This is a genomic window from Sporosarcina sp. P2, from assembly GCF_002743255.1.
In the GTDB taxonomy this organism is placed as follows: domain Bacteria; phylum Bacillota; class Bacilli; order Bacillales_A; family Planococcaceae; genus Sporosarcina.
In genome coordinates, this window is sequence record NZ_PDYY01000014.1 from 71,451 (window position 1) to 93,812 (window position 22,362).

The 22,362-nt window shown below is 43.8% G+C and carries 20 protein-coding genes and 2 riboswitches; of the genes, 6 read left to right on the top strand and 14 right to left on the bottom strand.

Annotation, left to right across the window (positions count from 1 at the left end; genetic code table 11):
• Nucleotides 1–477 precede the first annotated feature (477 nt).
• Genes rbsB through CSV67_RS14145 form a run of 6 tightly spaced genes read right to left on the bottom strand, consistent with a single transcriptional unit; the run spans nucleotide 478 to nucleotide 6,111 of the window.
• Entirely contained in the window at nucleotides 478–1,413 is a 936-nt protein-coding gene (gene rbsB / locus CSV67_RS14120) for a ribose ABC transporter substrate-binding protein RbsB (RefSeq protein WP_099632243.1), read from the bottom strand.
• Between the two features lie 15 nt (nucleotides 1,414–1,428).
• On the bottom strand, nucleotides 1,429–2,370 hold the full coding sequence (rbsC, locus tag CSV67_RS14125) for a ribose ABC transporter permease (RefSeq protein ID WP_099632244.1): 942 nt from the start codon (nucleotides 2,368–2,370) through the stop codon (nucleotides 1,429–1,431).
• Nucleotides 2,357–3,853, bottom strand: coding sequence for a sugar ABC transporter ATP-binding protein (locus CSV67_RS14130; protein ID WP_099632245.1), 1,497 nt, complete (start codon nucleotides 3,851–3,853; stop codon nucleotides 2,357–2,359). The genes rbsC and CSV67_RS14130 overlap by 14 nt, the downstream gene beginning before the upstream one ends.
• Before the next feature lie 16 nt (nucleotides 3,854–3,869).
• Entirely contained in the window at nucleotides 3,870–4,259 is a 390-nt protein-coding gene (gene rbsD, locus CSV67_RS14135) for a D-ribose pyranase (protein WP_099632246.1), read from the bottom strand.
• Nucleotides 4,256–5,134, bottom strand: a complete 879-nt coding sequence (gene rbsK, locus CSV67_RS14140) for a ribokinase (RefSeq protein WP_099632247.1) — start codon at nucleotides 5,132–5,134, stop codon at nucleotides 4,256–4,258. The genes rbsD and rbsK overlap by 4 nt, the downstream gene beginning before the upstream one ends.
• On the bottom strand, nucleotides 5,134–6,111 hold the full coding sequence (locus CSV67_RS14145; RefSeq protein ID WP_099632248.1) for a LacI family DNA-binding transcriptional regulator: 978 nt from the start codon (nucleotides 6,109–6,111) through the stop codon (nucleotides 5,134–5,136). The genes rbsK and CSV67_RS14145 overlap by 1 nt, the downstream gene beginning before the upstream one ends.
• Before the next feature lie 373 nt (nucleotides 6,112–6,484).
• Here CSV67_RS14145 and CSV67_RS14150 point away from each other — a divergent pair, with 373 nt between their 5' ends.
• Nucleotides 6,485–6,805, top strand: coding sequence for a GRAM domain-containing protein (locus CSV67_RS14150; protein ID WP_099632249.1), 321 nt, complete (start codon nucleotides 6,485–6,487; stop codon nucleotides 6,803–6,805).
• A 259-nt stretch (nucleotides 6,806–7,064) separates the two neighbouring features.
• Here CSV67_RS14150 and CSV67_RS14155 read toward each other — a convergent pair whose 3' ends face one another.
• From CSV67_RS14155 to CSV67_RS14175, 5 genes are all read right to left on the bottom strand, one after another.
• Entirely contained in the window at nucleotides 7,065–8,048 is a 984-nt protein-coding gene (locus CSV67_RS14155) for a nuclease-related domain-containing protein (RefSeq protein ID WP_099632250.1), read from the bottom strand.
• Nucleotides 8,049–8,378: 330 nt separating this feature from the next.
• Nucleotides 8,379–8,570 (bottom strand): hypothetical protein, encoded by a 192-nt coding sequence (locus tag CSV67_RS16705; RefSeq protein WP_099632251.1) that lies wholly within the window; start codon nucleotides 8,568–8,570, stop codon nucleotides 8,379–8,381.
• Nucleotides 8,571–8,595: 25 nt separating this feature from the next.
• Nucleotides 8,596–8,778, bottom strand: coding sequence for a hypothetical protein (locus CSV67_RS14165; protein ID WP_099632252.1), 183 nt, complete (start codon nucleotides 8,776–8,778; stop codon nucleotides 8,596–8,598).
• A gap of 119 nt (nucleotides 8,779–8,897) precedes the next feature.
• A complete protein-coding gene (locus CSV67_RS14170) occupies nucleotides 8,898–11,954 on the bottom strand; it encodes a YhgE/Pip domain-containing protein (RefSeq protein ID WP_099632253.1) in 3,057 nt (1,018 codons plus the stop codon).
• A gap of 39 nt (nucleotides 11,955–11,993) precedes the next feature.
• On the bottom strand, nucleotides 11,994–12,563 hold the full coding sequence (locus tag CSV67_RS14175) for a TetR/AcrR family transcriptional regulator (protein WP_099632254.1): 570 nt from the start codon (nucleotides 12,561–12,563) through the stop codon (nucleotides 11,994–11,996).
• 159 nt (nucleotides 12,564–12,722) lie between these two features.
• Nucleotides 12,723–12,820, top strand: a riboswitch (TPP riboswitch).
• Nucleotides 12,821–12,903: 83 nt separating this feature from the next.
• Between CSV67_RS14175 and CSV67_RS14180 the strand changes: the two genes are divergently transcribed.
• From CSV67_RS14180 to CSV67_RS14190, 3 genes are read left to right on the top strand one after another with little or no spacing between them, the layout of a single operon-like run.
• Nucleotides 12,904–13,674, top strand: coding sequence for an ABC transporter ATP-binding protein (locus CSV67_RS14180; RefSeq protein ID WP_099632255.1), 771 nt, complete (start codon nucleotides 12,904–12,906; stop codon nucleotides 13,672–13,674).
• Nucleotides 13,671–14,423 (top strand): ABC transporter permease, encoded by a 753-nt coding sequence (locus CSV67_RS14185; protein WP_199173190.1) that lies wholly within the window; start codon nucleotides 13,671–13,673, stop codon nucleotides 14,421–14,423. Before CSV67_RS14180 ends, CSV67_RS14185 begins: the two co-directional genes overlap by 4 nt.
• Entirely contained in the window at nucleotides 14,420–15,460 is a 1,041-nt protein-coding gene (locus tag CSV67_RS14190) for an ABC transporter substrate-binding protein (protein ID WP_099632256.1), read from the top strand. Before CSV67_RS14185 ends, CSV67_RS14190 begins: the two co-directional genes overlap by 4 nt.
• Nucleotides 15,461–15,527: 67 nt before the next feature.
• Here the strand turns inward: CSV67_RS14190 and CSV67_RS14195 are convergent, their stop codons facing one another.
• Nucleotides 15,528–17,042 (bottom strand): S8 family peptidase, encoded by a 1,515-nt coding sequence (locus tag CSV67_RS14195; RefSeq protein WP_099632257.1) that lies wholly within the window; start codon nucleotides 17,040–17,042, stop codon nucleotides 15,528–15,530.
• Between the two features lie 286 nt (nucleotides 17,043–17,328).
• On the opposite strand from CSV67_RS14195, the gene CSV67_RS14200 reads away from it, so the two are divergent.
• The gene (locus CSV67_RS14200) at nucleotides 17,329–18,402 is read left to right on the top strand and encodes a YARHG domain-containing protein (protein WP_099632258.1); all 1,074 of its coding nucleotides are present in this window, start codon (nucleotides 17,329–17,331) and stop codon (nucleotides 18,400–18,402) included.
• 446 nt (nucleotides 18,403–18,848) lie between these two features.
• Here CSV67_RS14200 and CSV67_RS14205 read toward each other — a convergent pair whose 3' ends face one another.
• Nucleotides 18,849–20,066 carry a tetratricopeptide repeat protein gene (locus CSV67_RS14205; protein WP_099632259.1) on the bottom strand — a complete coding sequence of 406 codons (1,218 nt, stop codon included), beginning with the start codon at nucleotides 20,064–20,066 and terminating at the stop codon, nucleotides 18,849–18,851.
• Between the two features lie 84 nt (nucleotides 20,067–20,150).
• The gene (gene grpE, locus CSV67_RS14210; RefSeq protein ID WP_158232954.1) at nucleotides 20,151–20,741 is read right to left on the bottom strand and encodes a nucleotide exchange factor GrpE; all 591 of its coding nucleotides are present in this window, start codon (nucleotides 20,739–20,741) and stop codon (nucleotides 20,151–20,153) included.
• A gap of 287 nt (nucleotides 20,742–21,028) precedes the next feature.
• A riboswitch (Lysine riboswitch) is annotated at nucleotides 21,029–21,206 on the top strand.
• A 115-nt stretch (nucleotides 21,207–21,321) separates the two neighbouring features.
• Here grpE and dapA point away from each other — a divergent pair.
• Nucleotides 21,322–22,215: a 4-hydroxy-tetrahydrodipicolinate synthase gene (dapA, locus tag CSV67_RS14215; protein ID WP_099632261.1), complete on the top strand. Its 894-nt coding sequence runs from the start codon at nucleotides 21,322–21,324 to the stop codon at nucleotides 22,213–22,215.
• Nucleotides 22,216–22,362: the final 147 nt, after the last annotated feature.

Here is a 22,362-nt window from a genome sequence, read left to right on the forward strand (position 1 = left end):
CCTTGCATAGAAACCAAAACAGATTGTCCATTTAATTTATATAGTTCACATAAAACGATGAGGGTTTACATTACATGCATATGATAACAACACTCCTTTTATACACTGTTGAATGTTATACGACGTAACTTGGATACAAGATTGTGCGGATGCTCTATCTCACGGGTTATCCGCCCTATAGAGGACCGCGGATGCTCTATCTTACGGGATTTCCGCTCTATATGGGCACGTGATCGCTCTATCTTACGAGTTACCCGCTCTATAGAGGACCGCGAACGCTCTATCTTACGGGATATCCGCTCTATAGCCGGTCGCGAACGCTCTATCCCACGAGTTATCCGCTCTATAGAGGACCGCAAACGCTCTATCCCACGGGGTACTCGCTCTATCCCCATCCAACACCCCCTCAAAAAACACAAAAAAACTCCCCAGCCAAAAAACTTGGCCAGAGAGCTCCCCTCAAACAAAAACTCACAATTACTCTTTAATTAATTCCAAATCAACAGGAATATCTGCGTCTACCTCTTCACCGTTAAGTATGGATACTGCTGCATCCATTGCCTTCGTCCCAATTTCCTCGGGCTTCTGTGCAACCGTGGCGGACAACTTACCATCTTTGACAGATTTGACCGCGTCGTCTGTTGCGTCGAATCCAATGATCACGATATCCTTACCAGTGGACTGAATAGCTTCTAATGCACCCAACGCCATCTCATCATTATGCGCGAATACGCCTTGAATATCTGGATTCGATTGTAAAATATTTTCCATTACCGTCAAACCTTCTGCACGGTTAAAGTTCGCTGTTTGTTTCGTCACGATATTTACTTTGCCGTCTACCGCTTCGTTAAAGCCCGCTCCTCGGTCACGCGCCGCGGATGAACCTGAGATGCCTTCAAGCTCTGCCACTTTCGGGTTATCTTCGCCAAGTAACTCCATCATGTATTCTCCAGCTAACACACCGCCCGCTTTATTATCTGAGGCGATGTGGGAAACCACTTCTCCACCTTCTGCTCTACGGTCTACCGTGATAACCGGAACGTTGGAACTGTTTGCCGATTTCACTGCAGAGACCACTGCTTCAGAATCTGTAGGATTGATAATGAGCAAATCTACACCTTGTTGAATTAAATCTTCTACGTCACTTGCTTGTTTAGACGCATCATCTTGTGCATCGACAACGATTACTTCTGATCCAGATTCCTTCGCCTGTTCCTTCACACCTTCACTCAATGTCACGAAGAATGGATTGTTTAGTGTCGATATGGAAAAACCGATTTTATACGCCTTGTCGCTTTCTTTTCCAGCCTTGCCTTTTTCATCTGATGAAGATTTCGAGCCGGGTTGATCCAATGAACAAGCAGCCAATACGAGAACGACTGCCATAAGTAGTAACCATTTGATAGTTTTCATTACATTCACATCTCCTTATGCTGTTTTTTTGCGATCTAAGAGTACCGCGATTAATATTACTGCACCCTTTACAACCTGTTGGAAGAAAGAGGATACACCAATCAAATTCAACCCATTATTTAAAACACCTATAATCAAAGCACCAATCAATGTGCCAACAATCCAACCGCGACCACCAGTCAAGCTAGTCCCACCTAGTACAACGGCCGCAATCGCATCGAGTTCAAACATATTACCCGCTGTAGGCTGTGCCGAGTTTAAGCGCGATGTCAAAATTAATGCCGCAATGGCCGTCAGACCGCCTGCTAATGAATAGACATAAATCTTCACTCGATCCACATTAATCCCCGAAAGACGTGACGCTTCTTCATTACCACCGACGGCATACACACGGCGTCCGAATGTCGTTTTCTTCAATATAAAGTACAGCACTGCAAAGGAGATTGCCATTGTGATGACCGGAACTGGAATGCCGAAAATATATCCTTTTCCGAGCATTTGGAATGTAAATGAATCGCCAAGTCCTGAAATCGGTCGACCTTCAGTATAAACTAAAGTTAATCCACGGAAAATCGTCATCGTCGCGAGTGTAGCGATAAATGGTGCGACCTTCCCTTTCGCAATGATTAAACCGTTGATAGCACCGAGTAGCACACCTAGTAATACGCCGAGTAGCATGGCTAAAATTGGATCCATGCCGCCTGACATCATACCTGCGGTCACGGCACCGGTTAACGCGAGAATCGATCCAACTGATAAATCAATTCCACCGGTCAAAATAACAAACGTCATCCCGAACGCAATCAATGCGTTAATGGAAACTTGACGCAATACGTTGAACAAGTTGTTCATCGTTAAAAAACTCGGACTCATAATTGAAATAATAACTACGATCAATAGTAAGCCGATAACCGGTCCTAATTTCTGTAATGACGATTTCATATTAGTCTTGGACAACTTTGTCACCTCCTGTTGCAAAATGCATAATTCGTTCTTGTGTCATTTCTTCTTTCGGTATATCCGCCATCATCTGGCCTTCGTGCATGACGAGCACGCGGTCTGCCATACCGATTACTTCCGGTAATTCGGAAGAAATCATCACAATTGCGACTCCACGCTCAGCCAATTCATTGATGATACTGTAAATTTCTTTCTTCGCCCCAACGTCGACACCTCTTGTCGGTTCATCCAAAAACAGAATATCGGGCTCAATTCCAAGCCATTTTGCGATGACTACCTTTTGCTGGTTACCGCCACTCAACGACTTGACAATCTGTTCAGGTCCAGATGTACGAACGCCTAAACGTTTAGACATCGTGTCATACAACTGCTTCTCTTTCGTTCGTTGAATGACTCCAGAATTTGAAATCCGATTGAAGTTGGTCAAGCACATATTTTCCCGAACCGAAAAATCAAGGATCAACCCTTCCGATTTCCGATCCTCCGTGACATATCCGATACCTAGCTTTTTCGCTTGTAGCGGATTCGAAATAACTACTTGCTTGCCATCAATGAAAATCTTACCCGCAGTCGGTTTCTTAAAGCCGAAAATCGATTGAATCACTTCCGTACGACCGGCACCCATCAATCCAGCAATACCGACAATTTCACCTTTTCGCACTTCAAACGATATGTCTTCAAAATGGTCACCACGCGCGAGGCCTTCTACTTTTAGCTTCACATCTCCGATTTCACATGCACGCGCTGGGAATCGTTCGCCCAGCTCACGTCCGACCATCATCTGTACGATTTCTTCAAACGTCGTGTCTTTTATATTCCGTACACCAACGTATTGTCCATCTCGTAAAATCGTAATCCGGTCGCACATTGCGAAAATCTCTTCCATTCGGTGTGAGATATAAACGAATGAAACACCTTCTGCTTGCAATGCTCGAACGGTTTTAAATAACGTTTCAATTTCACGGTCTGTCAATGCTGCAGTTGGCTCATCCATAATAATTAATTCAGCATTAGAAGAAACCGCCTTCGCTATCTCAATAATCTGCTGTTTACCAACGGATAATTCACGAGTGATCGTGCGTGCATCGACATCCAAGCCTAGCTTCGATAAAGTTACTTCCGCTTGACGATTCATTTCTTTCGTCTTCAAAATCCCACTTTTGCCGAACGTCTTTTCTTTACCTAAATAAAAGTTCTCGGCAACTGTCAAGTCCGGTAAAATATTAAGCTCTTGGTGAATGACCGCAATTCCCTCTGCTTCAGCTTCCTTGGCGTTCTTGAACTCTACTTTTTTCCCTTTGACCGTGATCTCTCCTGCGTCACGCGTATAAATCCCTGTCAAAATCTTCATCATCGTCGATTTCCCTGCACCGTTCTCTCCCATGAGCGCATGGATTTCTCCTTTGACTACAGTAAACTCCACATTGTCGAGTACTTTATTCCCATTAAAACTTTTCGATATCCCGCTCATCGCAATCATTTCTGCACACCCACTTTCAGAATATGACGCCTGACTGTACGATAATATTGGCATAAGGTGTCGCCTCTCCTGTACGAATAATAACTTTCGATTGTCTTGATTGTTCTTTTAATTGATCATGCGTTAGCTCATCTATCGGGCATTCTAGTCGTTTTATTTCACTATACACTGCAGGGTTCTCCAATTTTATTTCACTTGCAATATATACTTTTTCCGCTTGAAAGTCTTTCATAAGTTCCAATAAAACCTCTGTGAATCCTGGTTTTCCTAGTGTGTAAGAAAGATCGATGCACGGAACACCTTCAGGAATCGGCAGACCACAGTCTGCAATCGTCAATTGATCGGTATGACCCATTTTGGCGAGCACAGCCGCAATATCGCGATTGATCATGCCGTGCTTTTTCATCGTCTCTCCTCCAAACGCGCTTCCACTTCTTCAAATGAAGGCATGCCACCTTGTGCGCCGAACTTCTCTACGGAAAGTGAAGCTGCCGCATTCGCGAAACGAACTGCTCGTTCCAAATTCATTCCGACTACAATCCCATGTGCAAGTGCTCCGTTAAACGTATCACCAGCGCCTGTCGTGTCCACAGCATTCGTCTTAAAGCTTTCTACGATGACGTGTTTTTCTCCATCGAAGAATCGTGCACCGTTACTACCCAGCGTGATAATTAAACGGTTCGGATACTTTTCCAATGCACTGACCATATCCATGCCGAAGATCTGTTCACATTCCGTTTCATTCGGCGTCAAATAGGTAATGGAAGGCATCATGTCAAGTTCGAACCCGCTTGCCGGTGCTGGATTCAATATAACGGGAACTCCTAGCGCTTGGCACTTTGCTAATGTATAGATGACAGTAGGTATCGGAATTTCAAGTTGAAGCATGACCAATTGACTGCGCTTGATCAGGTCTTCTACCTCGTCAATGTGAGTTGGCATCAACATAGAATTGGCACCCGGAACGACAATTATCCGATTATCTCCTTCTGACAGCAATATATTCGCAATGCCAGAAGCTCCGTCTACAGTACCTACACCGGTGACGCCGACTTGATTCTGTTGAAGGTTATTCACAATGCTCGTTCCAAATAGATCATTTCCTACGCAAGCTACCATATGCGTTTCACTGCCAAGTCGCGCCGCAGCAATTGCCTGATTCGCACCTTTCCCACCCGGCACGGTATCGAACACATTCCCAAGAACCGTCTCTCCTTGATCTGGGAAATTCTGTGTGCCCACTACCAAATCCATATTAGCGCTACCAATTACCGTTATCATCATGCCTCACTCCTCGTTGTTTGGCGAATAAGCAACTCTGCCGGAATTAGTACTTCACGCTCCGTCAACTCTTGCCCTTCAATTAATTTAATCAACATCCTCGCCGCCATCGCACCAATTCTATATAAGTCCTGCGCTACCGTCGTCAAGCCTGGCGTTAATTGGCTCGCAAGCATCGTTCCGTCATATCCAACGATTTGAAGCTGACTGGGTACATGAATACCTGCTGAATATGCAGCTTTCATTGCGCCTGCTGCCGTCACATCACTGCTCGCAAAAATTCCGTCAATCGATACTTCTGCCAATACCTTTTTCACCATGGTCTCCGCTACATCAAACTGGAATGGACATTCAATAATATGTGTATGTATATTTTCCCCCTTCACCGCATCATTGAACCCAGCAAATCGATCATCTGCAGGACCTAATCCGGAAGGCCCCCGCATACAAAGAATGTTTGTACAGCCGCTATCCAATAAATGCGTCGTTCCTATCCGAGCACCTTCTCGGTTATCCGTCGCAATATACGGTATCGATGAATGAATTCTCCGGTCAATTGCGACAATGGGAATATCCAGCCCTATATAATGTTCCGCTTCCGCATGACTCGTCGCGACAATGAAACCCGCCACATATTTCTGTTGCAACGTCTTCACATAATTTATTTCCTTCTCCAAATCTTCATCCGAGTTACACAAAATCACCGTGTATCCGTATGCCAACGCAACATCTTCAATTGCACGCGCCAGTTCCGGGAAAAACGGATTGACGATATCCGGAACAATCAAGCCAATAAAAGTAGATTGTTTCGTACTAAGCGAACGCGCAATCATACTCGGCTGATAGTTCAACTCTTCAACCGCCTGTGCAATCACGCGTTTCGCCTCATCACTTATGTATCCTTTATTATTCAAATAGCGTGAAACAGTCGCTACTGAAACCCCAGCAGCTTTAGCCACATCCCGTATATTTGCCAACTATTTCACCTACATTCTGTTCTATGTGGTACCGGTTACACATAATGATAACAGACGGAGTTTTTTAGTGTCAATAGAGAAGTAATTTTGGCTTCGGGCGTGGTTTATTGAGCGAATATTGGGTTAGATAGAGCGAGCGTTGGGGTGAATTGAGCGGGTGGCGCGGGCCATAGAGCAGGTGTTGGGGTGGAATGAGCGGATAGCGCGGGTGATAGATCACTTAAGCCGGCACATTGAGTGCGCGCGGACATTGATTGAGCAGATAGCACGGGCAATAGAGCGCCTAAGCAAACCTAGATGTCTTGTCTATACATATCTATAGAGGTAAAATGAAAATAGAGTCATAGATAAAATCCATAGAGGAGAGATCTGCATGACGAATTCTCAGGAAAACGAAAAAGTTCAATATGAATTACCTGTGGACTTGCGTAAAAGTATAGATTACGTCAGTGGAAACTTATTTATCACCAATCAGCGTTTCATTTTCCAGCCACGCAATATGCATTTCCAACGAGATATTTTGGAATTCAATATTGCCGACATCAATAATATTGATTCTTCCTACGTGTTAGGTATTGTGCCGAATGGAATTACGGTTGAGTTAAAAGATGGAACTCTGCATACATTTGTTTTAGAGAGTTCACTATTTGTGAAATGCGATGAGATTATCAAGACCGTTTGGGATTTGATGTAAATAGAATGAAGATTGAAAGAGCGGTTCGAATAGGTGAACTGCTCTTTTTGTTGAGCCGATTATGCATAATAGCGCGGTATTAGACTAGTTTGGCGCGGTGTTATTCAACAGTAGCGCGGTCTTAGTGCCTAATGGCGCTTTTCTTCTTTAACATGGCGCGATTAACTCATAAGTTAGCGCTATCTTCAGCCTTAATAGCGCGGCTGAATACTTATTTCTACGTTCATTACACAGAAGAAAAGATACTTATAATTAATTTTTAGCTATGGATGAATTCATTCGTGAGGAGAATATCGGATGAAATACGATAAACTGCTGCGCGACCGCTTCCAGTAACACTAGTATTTGGTGTAGTCAGAAGACGGCGAGCAGTGTGTCGACTATTTATGGATAGAAATTGGCGTAGTTGATTATTTGTTATATGGGGTCCAAAAATACAATACCAATCTTGTAGTGCAGGAAAGTGAGCTTTGAGATCACGATGACCACAATGAAGGCATCTCCACGTTTTTGACAGCCAAGTCATTTGGGAGTGCTGACAAGACGTACAAAAAACACCAGACTGTATATCAGACAAACTTACTTCATACTTCTTATAGAGTGGATATGGTTGAAAAGCTCGATGATGGGTTTTGAGTTGATGAGCTAGTTGACGAATTTCTTCATTAGATAAAATAGTTTGTTGATTTACCAACCTCCTCAATCTATTGGGCACTTCATAAGCAAACACTACTTTGTCGGTTGCCAAATTCTCGATAACAATTTCATTTTGATAAGCGAGAACTACAAAATCCAGAAGCGGTAACTCGATATCATGATCTTTCAACCACCGTGTCAAAAAATACTTTTTTCTTTCCAACTCTTCTATTGGACTTTTCAAAACCAAACGATTGCCACTCAACTCTTCTTTAATAAACTGAGTAGGATTCTGTGTAATAAAAAGTTTACCGGCCATGTTTTTCACTTCAAAAACTATAATGGCACTCGGTGTTATTAATAGCGAATCGATTTGAAAATATACGTGATCATGCTGAAGATATAGATCATGAAGAATGGCATACGGATAATCTGGTTTAAACTCCCGCATCTGATAATCGAAATCTCTTTCACCACCAAACCCAGCTTGGCTGTTGTAACAGTCCTTCTGTAACTTCAAAAAGTTCGGATGGTTAGGACGTAGCCTCTTTAGCAACAATTGCTGACCAACTAAAATTTCAGGAACTTTCCTTTGCTTATAAATCAATACAAATTACCCCCTTTTTTGTTCCTATAAGTATAACAAGGAGGTAACCATTTGAGAACATCTGTGTGTTTTTTGAATTTCAGTGTTAAATTGAGGGGCACTTTTCAATTCTACTAGCATTTTGGGTAATGAAATTGAAAAGTTGAGTTGAAATGTATTCATGTAACGCCATATTTGATGAAAATAAATATGTTGACCTGACGAAATAGTGAACTTTCCTCATTTTTGCTGGCCATTTATGACGTGGCACTTGAATGGGACATCAAAACAAGTAGAACTTTCAATGATAGGTAGCTGAATAGCGCGATGTGGCATGACTTTGGCGCGGTTTCAAGCGGCAATAGCGCGGTGTGGCATGACTTTGGCGCGGTTTATAGCGGCAATGGCGCGATGTTGGACGACTTTAGCGCGGTCTAGACTGCTAATAGCGCGGTCCTCCTCAAGTTTGGCGCGGTTTACGCTCCGAATAGCGCGGTCCGTCCCCGTCCACCCAATCCCTCTCCCGCCACCTCCCCAAACCACACAAAAAGACTGCACCAAGAAGCCGTCACAACGAGTAAAAATCTACAATCATAAAGCAGTCCATAGCGCGATGATGGATGACTTTGGCGTGGTTCATAGCGTCAATAGCGCGATGTTTTACGACTTCAGCGCGGTCTAAACTGCTAATAGCGCGGTCTTCCTCAACTTTCGCGCGGTTTACGCTCCGAATAGCGCGGTCCTTCCCCATACTCCCACTCCCACTGCGTCCCCCTCCCCCGCCACCTCCCCAAACCCCAAAAAAGACTGCACCAAGAAGCCGTCACAACTAACATGACCCCCAGCGCAGTCTTTCTATCTACCTATTCATCACATCACAATATTGCTCTCCTTCGCCTTCTCCATAAACTTATCACTCGATTTATTGAAAAACTTCTTCAATCCAAGCCCAACACCTAACGCCAATGCGAAATAGATAAGTAAATAAAGAATTTGTTTCAACGCGACTCCCCAGATTATCCCACCAATAGATTCACGCAATAAGGTGATCGCATGCGTAAATGGCATAAATGCAGAAATTTGTTGGAAGAACTCAGGTGCCATTTGAATGGGGAATGTGCCCCCTGATGCACCGAGTTGCATGACCATTAAAATGATCGCAATGACTTTCCCGGTGTTTCCAAATACGGACACGAGTGTGTAGACGATGGTAACGAATACGACGCTGATCAGTACACCGAATAATACAAATGGCAACTTGTTGACGACGTAGACATTCATGATGAATAACTCACCGAGCGTGACGATCAATGATTGAATCGTGCCAATCCCAACGAATATAATCAATCGTCCAAGATATGTTTGATAGTTTTTAAATCGTGTCTTCTCTCGAATGTCGACTTTCAACGTGGATACCATCAACAACGCACCGACCCACAATGAAAGTGTCGTGTAGAACGGGCTCATGGCTGAACCGTAGTTTGGAATCGGATATAACGCATGTTCATTCAAGACGACGGGTTCAGCGAGAAACTTACTGACGCCTGTTGGGTCCGTTGAGAGAACATCCAATAATCTATCCAAGTCTCCGTCTTCTTCTAACTTGCGGATCTTTTCTGCCAACTTTTCAATTGTGTCTCGTGCTTCTGGGAATTGTTGTTGCACTTTCGCCAAATCTTTTTTGCCAAGTGCCACGCCTTCTTCTGCCTTTTCAAGCGCAGTCCGCAGACGTGGAATCCGTCCGTTTACTTCATCCAATACGTCGGATACATCATACAATGCATTCGTTGCATCACGGATCGCGGATTTATACTTTCTCGTCAAATCACTATTGACGAAATCGATAGCCTCTCCAACTGAACGATCCAATTCTCCCGATACACGATTGACTTCAGCCAAATGCTTTTTGCCGTTCGCTTTCGATTCATTGATTCGACCCACTAAGCCGTCCACGGATGAATGGGCAGATGTCAGACTATCTTGAACCGTTTTGATTCGTTCGATTTCATTGGACAGTGTATCCGAATGAATGAATTTCCCAAGATCCGTTAATCCGTTTTGGATGGAGCCAATTGCTGTAAGTCCGTTATCGATTCGGTCAACCATCGTTTGAAGTACACTAATCGTCACCTTGGGATCTTCCGCTGTTTCTAGCAATCCAGCAAGTTTCTCATCAATTTCTGTCTTTGAGGCTTGAAGTTCATTGAACCGATCGCGAAGTCCTTCATCGAAAGTTTGTAGTTGTTCCATAGCATCTTGAATTGCTTTTTGGCTATTCGCATCGAATTGATTGCGTGCATCGACAATCTTTTGCTGACTTGCCTGTAGCTGTCCGTTTAGTTGATTCAACAACTCAAGGCTCGGTTTCTCTCCTCTATTGATAGCAGCTTGCACTTTATCAATGGCTTGTTTGGTCGACGATAATTGATCCCGTAACGCGATGAATCTCTGTTGCAGACCGTCAAGTTTGTCACTGCCTGTCACTTTACTTGCAGCTTCTAAAACAGAAATGACTGTATCCATTTTACCAATCTGACTTTCTATCGCAGTAGACATAGTGTCGAGTTGCTCCTGGTATTTACTGAAGTCAATAGATTCACGCTTACTGATTAAGCTTTGAACGACTTTCTGTGCATTGCTGTTTATTTCAGTCGCGCGATCTAATATGCTCGTCATATTTACGGAAAGCTCATTCAACTGCTTCATGAGCTTTTGAGTTTGCGGTGATAATACATTTTCGTAATTACCTTTGATTTTTTCCATATCTTCAGCGAGTTTGTCCGACAACGCTTGTGTTTGCGTAATTAAATCAGTCGCTGGATTGTTACCGCTCTGCAAAGTAGAAATGATCGTTTCCAAATTCTTTTTCAGACGGTTTAAATCTGTGACGCTATCATTCAAAGTACTTTGCAAATCTTTAATATTTGTAGAGTCTTTGAGATTCTGATCTTGTTTTTTCAAATAATCGTAAATATCATCTAAACGCGCATTCGTATCTTCCAACTTGCCTTGCTTATCACGTAGCGAATCGACAATACGATCGACGTCTTCCCCTTTGCCTGACAGTTCGCTCGTCAAATTAGGTACTTTGCGAAATGCCGTCTGTGCACTCTCCAAGTTAGACGTAATGACGCGCAATGTGTGATCCACAGCCTTTTCATTCTCTTGCAACTTATTGATCAGGCGTGCGTTCAACTTTTTCGCATTGGCATGCACGGTATTGACATCGTCCAGCACGACATCTACGCGGTCGATAGATGAATCGGCAAAATCCAAGCCTTTGTCTACCATCTGCAATTTCGAATAAATTTCAGGAATGTCATACTCCAATTGATAAATTAAATCCCGTAGCTTTTCGATATTCACTCGATTTCCTTCAATTTCTACTCCGAGATTATTGAATACTTTGAGGACTGCTTCATTCGCTTGTTCGACAAATGTTTTATCGATATTTTCTACAATAGCAGATGCACCTTTGCCCGCTACTTTCGGGGAAATCGCATTGATTTTTTCATTAATATAATAATCCAATGATGGTTTCTTAATATCATCGGTTACGATACTGCTTAAATTCTCTGAGAAATCTTCCGGAATGATGATCGCAGCATAGTAATCGCCGTGTTTCACGCCTTTTAACGCTTCTTCTTTCGTTACGAATTGCCAGCCTAGATCATCGTTCTTGGTCAGCGAGACGATGACTTCATCCCCGACATTGAATTCCTTATCCTCGATTTTCGCACCTACGTCTTCACTGACGACCGCGACTTCTACGCCTTTCGTATTGGAGTAGGGATCCCACGAAGCGAGGATGTTCATCCAAGCATAAAGGGAAGGGAGAAACGCAATCGCCGCAATGACGACGAGTGCAGCTTTATTCTTGGAGATATTCCGGAGATCCCGTCTGACTATGAACCGAATTTTATTCATCTAGTATAAACCCTCACTCTATATTCCGTCATTCGCACGTCACACTAATAAACTGGAGAAAATCGTATTGTTCAACACGTCTGTGATTTGCTTCTCCGTCAGCTGTTTGTCATGCGTTTTTGACCAATCATTAACTAGCGCTACATAAGATTTGAATAAAAGATATGCAATCAGCTCGCTATCACATGGCTTCAATTCACCTTTTGCGACACCGCGATCAATCTTTCCAGCAATGAAATTCACTATTTCCTTCTCAATAGTAGTTAACACATCTCCTACAGCAGGTGTGCGCAACTCTTTCTCTTCTTCTATCAGTTTAATGAATAACTGATGCGTCTCGCGAAATTTCAGCAACTGCATAATACGCGCATGGGCATTCTCTTGAAAAGTCGCACCTTCTATCGCTGTCCGTTCAGAGATATCTTTCATTTCTTCAACCATTTTCCACACAATTGAATGAAATAATTCCTCTTTATTTGAGAAAAACGTATAGATCGTACCTTTTCCTACATTCGCAATCTTCGCTACTTGATCCATCGTCGTCGCTTTATAGCCAAACATCGAAAATGATTTTTCAGCCGCCAATATGATTTCTTCTCTGCGATCCATGAAGACACTCCCTTTAAAATGACCGGAATACCATTCTGGTCTGTTAGTCATTATATTACATAGATGACCAATTAAATGCAAGAGGTTTGCGGATTGTTACTAGAATAGTTACTAAATTGAAGTTGACTACTTTACTAGACTATGTAACGATAAGAGTTGGATAAACACTAGGGGTGCTTTAGCTGAGAAAGGCGTTCGCCTTAACCCTTGAACCTGCACTAGATAATGCTAGCGGAGGGAAGTGGACATATGACGGATTTGGGCCGTACTATGCAACCGCTTCGCACAGAGAAGTGGTTTTTTGTGTGAATTATTTGAAGAAATGAGAAGTGGTAAGAATATGACGAATAAAGTTTTAGAGTTTACGAATGTCTCTTTTCATTATCAAGCAACGAAAGCTTCGAAACCAACTGTTATTTTCGATCAAGTTGACTGGCACGTTAAAGAAGGCGAGTTCGTTAGCATCATTGGACCAAGCGGGTATGGTAAAAGCACGTTATTCCGTCTCGTCACTGGCCTTGAGAATCCTGACAGTGGGAAGATTTCATTGAACGGAGAAGTGACAATGGGGCGGTTAGGCAAGGTCGGCTATATGCCGCAGCAAGACTTACTCATGCCGTGGCGAACGATTCTAGAAAATGTTCAATTACCAGTAGAGCTTCAAGGACGCAAACCTTCTTCCGATGAAATCATCCAACTACTCGCTGACTTCGGACTGGCGGGAGAAGAAAACGCCTACCCTGGAAACTTATCAGGCGGGATGCGACAACGTGTGTCCTTCTTACGAACGATCCTGACCGGCTCAAATATTTTATTATTGGACGAGCCATTCAGCGCACTGGACGCAATCACGCGGCTGACGATGCAAGAGTGGCTAATCGATCAATGGCAGAAACTCGATAAAACCATCGTCTTCATCACACATGATATCGACGAAGCGTTATTTCTATCCGATCGCATCTTTGTACTCGCTGAAAAACCGGTGCAGACGATTCGCGAAGTCATCGTGCCTCTCAGCCGACCACGCACGATGCGGGACTTGGCACGACCGGAACTGATGGAACTGAAAGAGCAACTCATCGGCGACCTTCGTTCGGAGGCGCGGCTATGAAGAAGATGACTTCGTATAGTTGGTCTATACTTTTCGTCGCGATCGTACTTGGCGTATGGGAAATCGCAGCACGTCTTTACGACAAAAGCTTCCTCTTCCCGTCCCCTTCAGCGATTCTGATCAGATTATGGGAGCTGAAAACGGAGCTGTTTATCCACCACTTACCTCCGACTGCTTTAACTATTTTGATCGGCTTATCGATTTCAATCATCATCGGATCCACATTGGCGATTGCGATGTATAGCAAGAAGCCCATTGAGCAAGCGTTTTACCCTATTCTCATCGCTTCGCAAACGATTCCTGTCATTGCGCTCGCACCGATTTTTGTCTTGTGGTTCGGCTACAGCATTTGGAGTAAGGTCGCGGTCACTGTCCTGATCACATTTTTCCCGATAACCGTCAGCGTTTTCGACGGCTTACGCTCTTCGGATAAAAACTTGCATGAATTAATGCGGACAATGGGCGCATCTTCAAAAGATATCTTCTATAAACTAGACCTACCTTCCGCTTTGCCATCATTCTTCTCCGGGCTCAAAGTGGCGGTTACACTTAGCGTAATCGGTGCAGCTATTGGAGAATGGCTAGGCGCTCAGGCAGGACTCGGGTATTTCAGCAGAAGAATGATGACGCAATTTGACAGTGCCGCTGTATTCGCACCGATCGTCTTGCTTTCTGCAGTAGGTATTATCTTCTTTCTATTCGTCGTCATATTGGAAAAACACTTTTTACACTGGAGGAATCATCAATGAAAAAACGTCTGTTCCTTAGCATCATGTTTCTTCTGTTATTGCTAGCTGGATGTACGAAAGATACACCCCCTGCTAAACAAGAAGAAACACCTAGCAATGAAATGAAAAAAGTTAGCATCATGCTCGACTGGTATCCGAATGCCGTACATAGTTATCTATATGTAGCGCAGGAAAAAGGTTATTTTAATGAAGAAAACGTGGAAGTAGACATTCAATTTCCTGCCAATCCGACCGATCCAATGAACTTGACTGCAGCGGGAAAAGTGACACTTGGACTGTATTACCAACCCGATGTCATTTTAGCGCAAGCAAATGAAGATATTCCGGTTAAAGCGATTGCCTCCATCGTGCGTGAGCCGCTTAATTACACCGTCATGCTGGAAGAAAGCTCGATTCAATCACCTAAAGACCTTGAAGGGAAAACAATCGGCTATCCCGGGATTCCACTGAACGAATCGTTGATTAAAACGATGGTGTCGAATGACGGTGGCGATTACGACAAAGTACATATGATCGACGTCGGATTTGAACTGGAATCCTCACTCGTTTCAAAACGCGTCGATGCCGTGACAGGAACATTTATTAACCACGAAGTGCCTGTCATGGACTCAAAAGGATTCAAAACACGCTACTTTAATCCGGTAGACTATGGCGTGCCGAATTATAGTGAAATCGTGTTATTGACGAGTGATGATACTTGGGATAAAGAACAAGACGCGATCCAGGCTGTCTGGCGAGCAGCACAAAAAGGCTATGAATTTATGGTAGAACAGCCTGAAGAAGCACTCGACCTCTTGCTGAACAACCAAGATCAAGCAAACTTCCCGTTAGACAAAGCAATCGAAACAGAAAGCTTACAAATTCTATTGCCTAAGATGGATACACACGGTGAAGCTTTTGGCACGCTGGATGAAACTTCTTGGGAAGAAGTACGGGACTGGCTACATGAAATGGAAATGATCAAGACGAAACCTGAAGTGGACGATATGATCTTAGATATTAGTTCGGATGAAATGTTTTCTAAAGTAACGAAGTAAAGTACACAAAAGGCTATTGCGGGAGTCTCCATGACTGATCGCAATAGCCTTTTTCGATTGTATGTGATTAGTCAGGATATACGGTAAACTTCACAGCAAAGGACTTCTTCATTGCAATCCCATTTTTATTCTGTAGCCCTCGATCCACACGTAAATAATGAACACCTGGCTGCCATTCTGTAGTTGGTGTAATGAATAATTGCTTACTATTCATAGGATCCACTCTCGCTGTAAAACTTTCGATACGTTCTGCACTGTTTGGCTTACGGGTAATAAAAATATGTGGAGCATACTCTTTTCCAAGTGACAATTCACTCGTGAATTTGATTGTGAATACTTTATTCGGTAGTACTTTCAACTCTGGAAAATCACCGGTAAATTCATTTGGTGGAGTAGGTGTAGTGATAGCAGGCAGTGCGTTGCTAAGTCGTTCTATATTGACTAATCCCGCACCGAAATGAATATCTTTACCTGGCGCTCCTAAGTCAGTCGCTGTCATTTCAAGTAGCCTACTAATCTCAGTAGGCGTTGCTTCCGGCTTCAAAGACTTCACTAAAGACGCTGCGCCTGCTACCATAGGTCCTGAAAAAGAGGTTCCACTGACTGATATATAGCTATTATTGATTGATGTTGTATTGATTGCCACGCCTGGCGCAACTAAGCTAACGTGAGAGTTATAGTTTGAAAAAGAAGCGCGCTGATTATCTCTTTCCGTTGCCCCAACTGAAATGACAGATGGATAAGACGCGGGAAACATGATGGAATTTCCCTTTGTTGCATCGTTTCCTGCAGACGCAACGACCGTGATACCCGATTCCACTGCACGTTGAATCGCTCTTTCCTCCAATTGGGAAAATTGGCTACCCCCGTAACTCATGTTGATCACATCGACTTGCTTTAGGATGGCGTAATCAATCGCCTTGATACTATCCGACACTTTACTAAGACCGTCCAGGTGCGAGATTTTTAACGGCAATACTTTGATGTCATATCCTCCCGCAATTCCCACTCCCCCTAGATTATTCCCAGCCCTAGAGGCAATGACTCCCGCGACAGCCGTTCCATGACCGTTGACGTCCTGAACATTCGAATTATCAGCGTAAAAATTATAACCGCCTGGCTGAATTCGCCCCTGTAAGTCTTCATGATACAGATCAATGCCAGAATCAATGACGGCTACGACAGTCTTTTTCTTTTGCTCTTGCACCCTAGACCACAACAACTGCGGCTTCATTTGTGGAATCCACCACTGCTTTACAAGAATAGGATCGTTGAATAGGACATGCGAATAACGCGCATGATTCGTTTCAACATGCAAGACGTTTGGATCTTCAAGAAGTTGTTCCTTCATGAATAACATCTCAGCTGAATCTGTAAAACTCCATAACTCCACTTCGTCTGTGATTTTTTCACGACTTTCCACACCTGGTAAGTTTCCGTCTACCGAAAATGCCTGGCGAGTTTCTTCATACTCTACCAATAACTCATGTGAAACGGCTTCTGCACTGACGATCCCTTGAAATCCAAGTACCGCCAACAACCCAATACATACCATTAAAAATATACGATGCTGTCCTTTCATTTGCGCCTCTTTTCTTCCCTGTCACACTTTAGCAATATGGGAATCTTTTAAACCATTATAACTCACCATTTACCATCTTCATACATCCTATACGTTAGATAGGACTACTTTACATGACGAGTTTTGAAACATCCTCTTCCCCGCATATTCCGCGCCTTACTTCCTTTATGCAACAGACTTCCTTACATCTAGAATAATCCCGTCAATCATAGTATAATCTTCACTACATTGGTATCTATACTCGCATTCAAAAGATAGAACCATAGCATGAAGTAGGAGAATTCACATGAAAAAATGTCCGATATGTAATGAACTGAATAGAAAACAGCAAGAGTACTGCACAAACTGCAAAGCGTTTCTCGTATCACGCAATTTGAATAAAAAACGGTCGTTACTGAAAACCCCATTGTATCCGCTTGTATTACTAGTTATTGTGCTAGCCGCGATTACAAGCTATTACGCTATGGAAACAAAATACGGTCGAAAGGCAACAACAGAGCACTTCATTTCAGCGCTGATTGAGCAAGATCAAGACGCATTGCATGAATTGATTGTGCCGAAAGATAGTCGTATCTCGATTAACGCAGAAAGTATTCAAGCATTGCTTACATTGGTTGAGAAAAATCCTTCTATCGTTCAAGTAATAGAAACCAATTTAAAAGAAAAGACCGACGAAGGCATGTTCTCTACGCATGTAACAGGAAAGCGATTCGGCCTCTTCCCCCACTATACGATCAATCCGGCGGGCTATATTCTCAAAGTGAAATCCATCGGGGAGGAAACCGTACTATCGATCCACGATACTGAGATAGGCTATATCAAAAAAAGTAATGAACAAGCGGAATTCGGCCCGTATATGGCAGGGATTTACCCTATCAAAATGACTACAACTTTACAGGACGAAAGCGTACGTGAAGAAATTCAAGCAAACGTATTCGGCGCGAAGCAATCGGTTCACCTCACTTTTGATTCCATCAAAGAATTGGCCATCGAAACCAACGTGGAAACTGACAATGATTTGCCAGTTGTACAAAACGACGTCGTGAAGGACGAACCTGTCGAAACCGTTATTGTCAAAGAAGTAATTAAAGAAGTTCCAGCTGGCGATTCAAACGACCAGTTCATCATCTCGTATAGCGGTGACGTGTTCCTCGACACATCTGATCTCAAAGGATTGTCAAAAGAAGAATTGCGTTTAGCCCGCAATGAAATCTATGCACGGCATGGCTATGTATTCAAATCAAAAGAACTGCAAAACTACTTTGGCTCACAGTCCTGGTACGAACCGAACCCATCCTTCGATGGAAAGATGACCGAGTGGGAGAAACATAATATTGAGTTGATTCAATCACTGGAATAACAGAAGGAGCAATCCGCGAAGTTAGTTGACTTCGTGAATTGCTCCTGTTTTTTTGTGGTTTGGGTGGATTGGCGCGGTTTGGCGTGGGAATAGCGCGGTGTGGATGCACAATGGCGCGGTCTACCCTGACTTCGGCGCGGTGTGGACGCACAATGGCGCGGTCCGCCCTGACTTTAGCGCGGTATGGACGCATAACAGCGCGGTCCGCCCTGACTTCGGCGCGGTGTGGACGCACAATGGCACGGTCCGCCCTGACTTTAGCGCGGTATGGACGCACAATGGCGCGGTCCACCCCAACTTCAGCGCGGTGCGGGCACACAATGGCGCGGTGTAGACACACAATGGCGCGGTCCGCCCTAACTTTAGCGCGGTGAGGACACGCAATAGCGCGGTCCACCCCAACTTTAGCGCGGTACTCACACACAACCGCCCGATCTCAAGCCAACTCAGCTAGCCGCCTCTTCTTCCTCTCCACTCTCACCTTCCACTACCAACTTCTTCATAGCCCTCGCTTCATAAGTCACCCAATCTTCATTCGACTTATGAATCAATTCATCTAGAATCGACACAGCTTGAGTTTCCTTGCCAAGCTGCCACAAAGCGCGGCTTTCTTGAAGACGGATGCCCTCTCGATAAGGTGATTCCAGATAATTTACATCTTGTTCTTGTCGGAAAGCTTTCGCGATCTCCACTACATCTTCATATTTCTGCTCGCGCAAGTAACTTGAAGCTAGGAAGTACGAGGCATCATCCGTGAAGTAATCACTTTCTTCCGTACGCACAGCATATTCTAAATATGCAACAGCTGCTGGGAAGTCTTCTTTTAAAAATTGTCTATAGCCTTCATTATAATACGTTTTTGCCGCTTCATTTGAAACGAATTCTAGCGTGGCTTCCTCTTCAGGTTTTGCGACTACCTCTTTAACCGGCTCGTCTTTCTTCGGCACAGTCTCCGTAATAACAGGCTTTTTCACCGCTGCTGTAGTTGGCGACTCCGTTGCGGTTTCAGGCTGTGCTAGGAGATTGGCTAGTAACCAGACAACGAATACCAACAGGACGGTCGCAACACTAGCAAGGAATACTACCGCCTCTTTTTTCAGCTTGCGCTTTCGCTTAGGCTTTGGAACCGGTCGTGGGATATCTGGACGCGGAGGTTCTGCCGCCACGACACGTTTAATTGTCGGATCATCAAGCGCATACAAAGGTAACCCCGCCGTATAGCGAGATAATGTGCCACTTTCATAACGTGCCAACAAGATCGTTTTCATACGATATAATTCAATTGGGATGGGTAGTTTTCCTGCTAGTTGCATCGCGTCATCTATGATATGTAATGCTTTTTCGCCAAATCCTAGCTGAATTTCCGATATTGCATCGTTATATTTAGCGATGATCTGCGTATACGTATCCCAATTGTCGGTAATCGTTTGTTGTAACTTGACGGCATGTAGCTCCTCGCTATCTAGTTCCTTCAAGTAGGCCAATGCCACATGCAAATTTCCGACCTTGCTCTCAAGCAATGCTTTATGCCACAGAATCTGCTTGCGGCTCACATTTAGCTTTTCCAGTTCACGTATCGTATCAAGCGCTAGTGTGTAACGTTTCTGTCGTATTTCTTGTTGCATTTGTTGAATCAGCATAGGAACGTTTGTGAATGAACTCATTGAATCACCTCCACCTACTAAACGGGCGTACGTAGTGACTCACCCATTGATCAATTGTTATGCTCGTCATACACGTTCCCCCTTTTACGAAACCGTTTTCACTAGTGCATCTTGAATGACTTGACCTTCTATTGAAAAGGCTCTGCGGAATACAGCCGCCACTTTAAAACGCTCAATCCCTTGCGCTTCTTCTTCGGGTATAGTGCCTACCGCTTCCATATAGCTTTCATCGAAATACTCATCGTACACCGGCAGCTCTGTTATGCCGATTTCTTCAAGTAACAGATGCGCTTGATCCATAACTGCATCCAATTGTGCGATCAAATCGACCGATTCATGATCAACCGTTTGACGTACGTCTTCAAATAAACTATAGATTTGCACTGCACGTTTAGCCATTTGAACACGGTCTTCCCGTGCTTCATCTTGCAAACGCGTTATGGCCTCGTCTACGGGCAAAACGGCTTGATTGCTCTCAAACAATTCTTCTAGAGAGCGAAAACTCGTCGATGTAAATTGCTGAAATTGCTTTAAATCTTCTTGCGTGACAGGCTTCTCGATAGGATCTACTTCGAAATCATCAATCGTAATTTTCTCCAACTGTAATAATTCTTTATCTAGTATACGCTGTAACTCTTCCGGCCTGTTATTCGCGGACTCATGTATAGTACTCATCGAATTCCCCTTTTCAGAAAACATATGTAATGCATAAATCAAGCAAGAAAAGCCCAGTTTACTCTTAGGCTATTATACTGATAAGATAGCACTTTTTGGAGGCTAACACAATACTGGGCGATGAATTGTCGAAGGAATGAGGCGACTTCAGTACACTTGTTGACGCATTGTTGCACGATGTGTCATTGATAGACAAAACATTCATCTAGAAAACTTATGGTTGCTATTTCTTCAGATACCAAGTACAGTAGGGATAATTAAACTTTCACTTATTTCGATAATTCGGAAATAAGGATAGAGGCGCAAAAACCATTAGTACGCAATCAGAGGATCATGAGGTCCTGTGAAGATTGTGGAAAGGGGAATTTGCCGAAGCGGCGAGACTCTCATGACCTCCAAGCTGATTCTGGACTGAACAAGTGCAGGATTGTCATATGGGAAACTGTATGGTGGGCTATCTCGTGCAAAGAAATAATTCATTATTTCAACGCAACAGCGAGCCCTCGTTGTTGCTTTTTGCGTTCAATTATATCGCCCCCACCTCTATGTTTTTTAATAAAATGATAGGATGTGGAGAATAATGAATTTCGGATCAATTATGACAGCGATGGTAACTCCGTTTGATGAAAGAGGAGACATCGATTACCCAGCAACAAAAACCTTAATCAATCACTTACTAGCCAATGGAACAGACGCACTAGTTGTCGCAGGTACAACAGGTGAATCCCCTACTCTAACCGCACAAGAAAAAGTGGATCTATTCAAATTTACCGTGCAAACAGTTGCAGGCCGTGCGCCGGTTATTGCAGGTACAGGAACGAACAGTACAAGAGAATCCATTGACTTGACGATTCAAGCGGAAGAAGCTGGCGTCGACGGAATCATGCTCGTCGTCCCATACTATAATAAGCCTTGTCAAGAAGGGTTGTACCAGCACTTCAAGACGGTTGCACAAACGACTACATTACCGATCATGCTGTACAATATCCCGGGACGTAGCGCTGTGAACATGTTGCCGGAAACGATCATCCGACTGGCTAACAACGTATCGAATATTACTTCTGTCAAAGAAGCGAGTGGTGACCTAGAAGCCGTAGCTGCGATTATCGAACATACTGGAGATGACTTCTTTGTCTACACAGGTGATGACGCGTCTACACTTCCTGTACTAGCTATTGGTGGAACAGGCATCGTGTCGGTTTCTGCTCATATTATAGGAAATGAAATGGCGGAAATGGTGCGCCACTTCAAAACTGGCAATACAAAGCAAGCCGCGACCATCTACCGTGGCCTATTGCCAATCATGCAAGCGATGTTTGCTGCACCGAACCCTTCTCCAACGAAAGCTACGTTGAATTTGATGGGCGTACCGGTTGGTGGCGTTCGTCTGCCGATGATGGCGTTACCTAACGAACAAGTAGAATCGTTGAAAGATCTTCTAGCGCTTCGAAACCAAACTGCAATCGGTCTTTGATTGATATAGAGAAAATACTTTTAGCTGTTGCGAGACGACCATGTCATTTGGTCGTCTTGCGGCAGCTTTTTGGGTACCAGGTCCCCACACAATTACAAAACACCTATGGTCAAACATTTGGCTGAATACCCATTTAGTACATTCCCC

Excerpts from the sequence above, each read along its gene's own strand:
- rbsK (WP_099632247.1), bottom strand. The coding sequence starts at position 5,134 with ATGATAACGGTAATTGGTAGCGCTAATATGGATTTGGTAGTGGGCACA.
- CSV67_RS14190 (WP_099632256.1), top strand. The coding sequence starts at position 14,420 with ATGAAAAAACGTCTGTTCCTTAGCATCATGTTTCTTCTGTTATTGCTA.
- CSV67_RS14180 (WP_099632255.1), top strand. The coding sequence starts at position 12,904 with ATGACGAATAAAGTTTTAGAGTTTACGAATGTCTCTTTTCATTATCAA.
- CSV67_RS14175 (WP_099632254.1), bottom strand. The coding sequence starts at position 12,563 with ATGGATCGCAGAGAAGAAATCATATTGGCGGCTGAAAAATCATTTTCG.
- CSV67_RS14165 (WP_099632252.1), bottom strand. The coding sequence starts at position 8,778 with ATGGGGAAGGACCGCGCTATTCGGAGCGTAAACCGCGCGAAAGTTGAG.
- CSV67_RS14185 (WP_199173190.1), top strand. The coding sequence starts at position 13,671 with ATGAAGAAGATGACTTCGTATAGTTGGTCTATACTTTTCGTCGCGATC.
- CSV67_RS14150 (WP_099632249.1), top strand. The coding sequence starts at position 6,485 with ATGACGAATTCTCAGGAAAACGAAAAAGTTCAATATGAATTACCTGTG.
- grpE (WP_158232954.1), bottom strand. The coding sequence starts at position 20,741 with ATGAGTACTATACATGAGTCCGCGAATAACAGGCCGGAAGAGTTACAG.
- rbsD (WP_099632246.1), bottom strand. The coding sequence starts at position 4,259 with ATGAAAAAGCACGGCATGATCAATCGCGATATTGCGGCTGTGCTCGCC.
- CSV67_RS14205 (WP_099632259.1), bottom strand. The coding sequence starts at position 20,066 with ATGAGTTCATTCACAAACGTTCCTATGCTGATTCAACAAATGCAACAA.
- dapA (WP_099632261.1), top strand. The coding sequence starts at position 21,322 with ATGAATTTCGGATCAATTATGACAGCGATGGTAACTCCGTTTGATGAA.
- CSV67_RS14200 (WP_099632258.1), top strand. The coding sequence starts at position 17,329 with ATGAAAAAATGTCCGATATGTAATGAACTGAATAGAAAACAGCAAGAG.
- rbsB (WP_099632243.1), bottom strand. The coding sequence starts at position 1,413 with ATGAAAACTATCAAATGGTTACTACTTATGGCAGTCGTTCTCGTATTG.
- CSV67_RS14195 (WP_099632257.1), bottom strand. The coding sequence starts at position 17,042 with ATGAAAGGACAGCATCGTATATTTTTAATGGTATGTATTGGGTTGTTG.
- CSV67_RS14170 (WP_099632253.1), bottom strand. The coding sequence starts at position 11,954 with ATGAATAAAATTCGGTTCATAGTCAGACGGGATCTCCGGAATATCTCC.
- CSV67_RS14130 (WP_099632245.1), bottom strand. The coding sequence starts at position 3,853 with ATGATTGCGATGAGCGGGATATCGAAAAGTTTTAATGGGAATAAAGTA.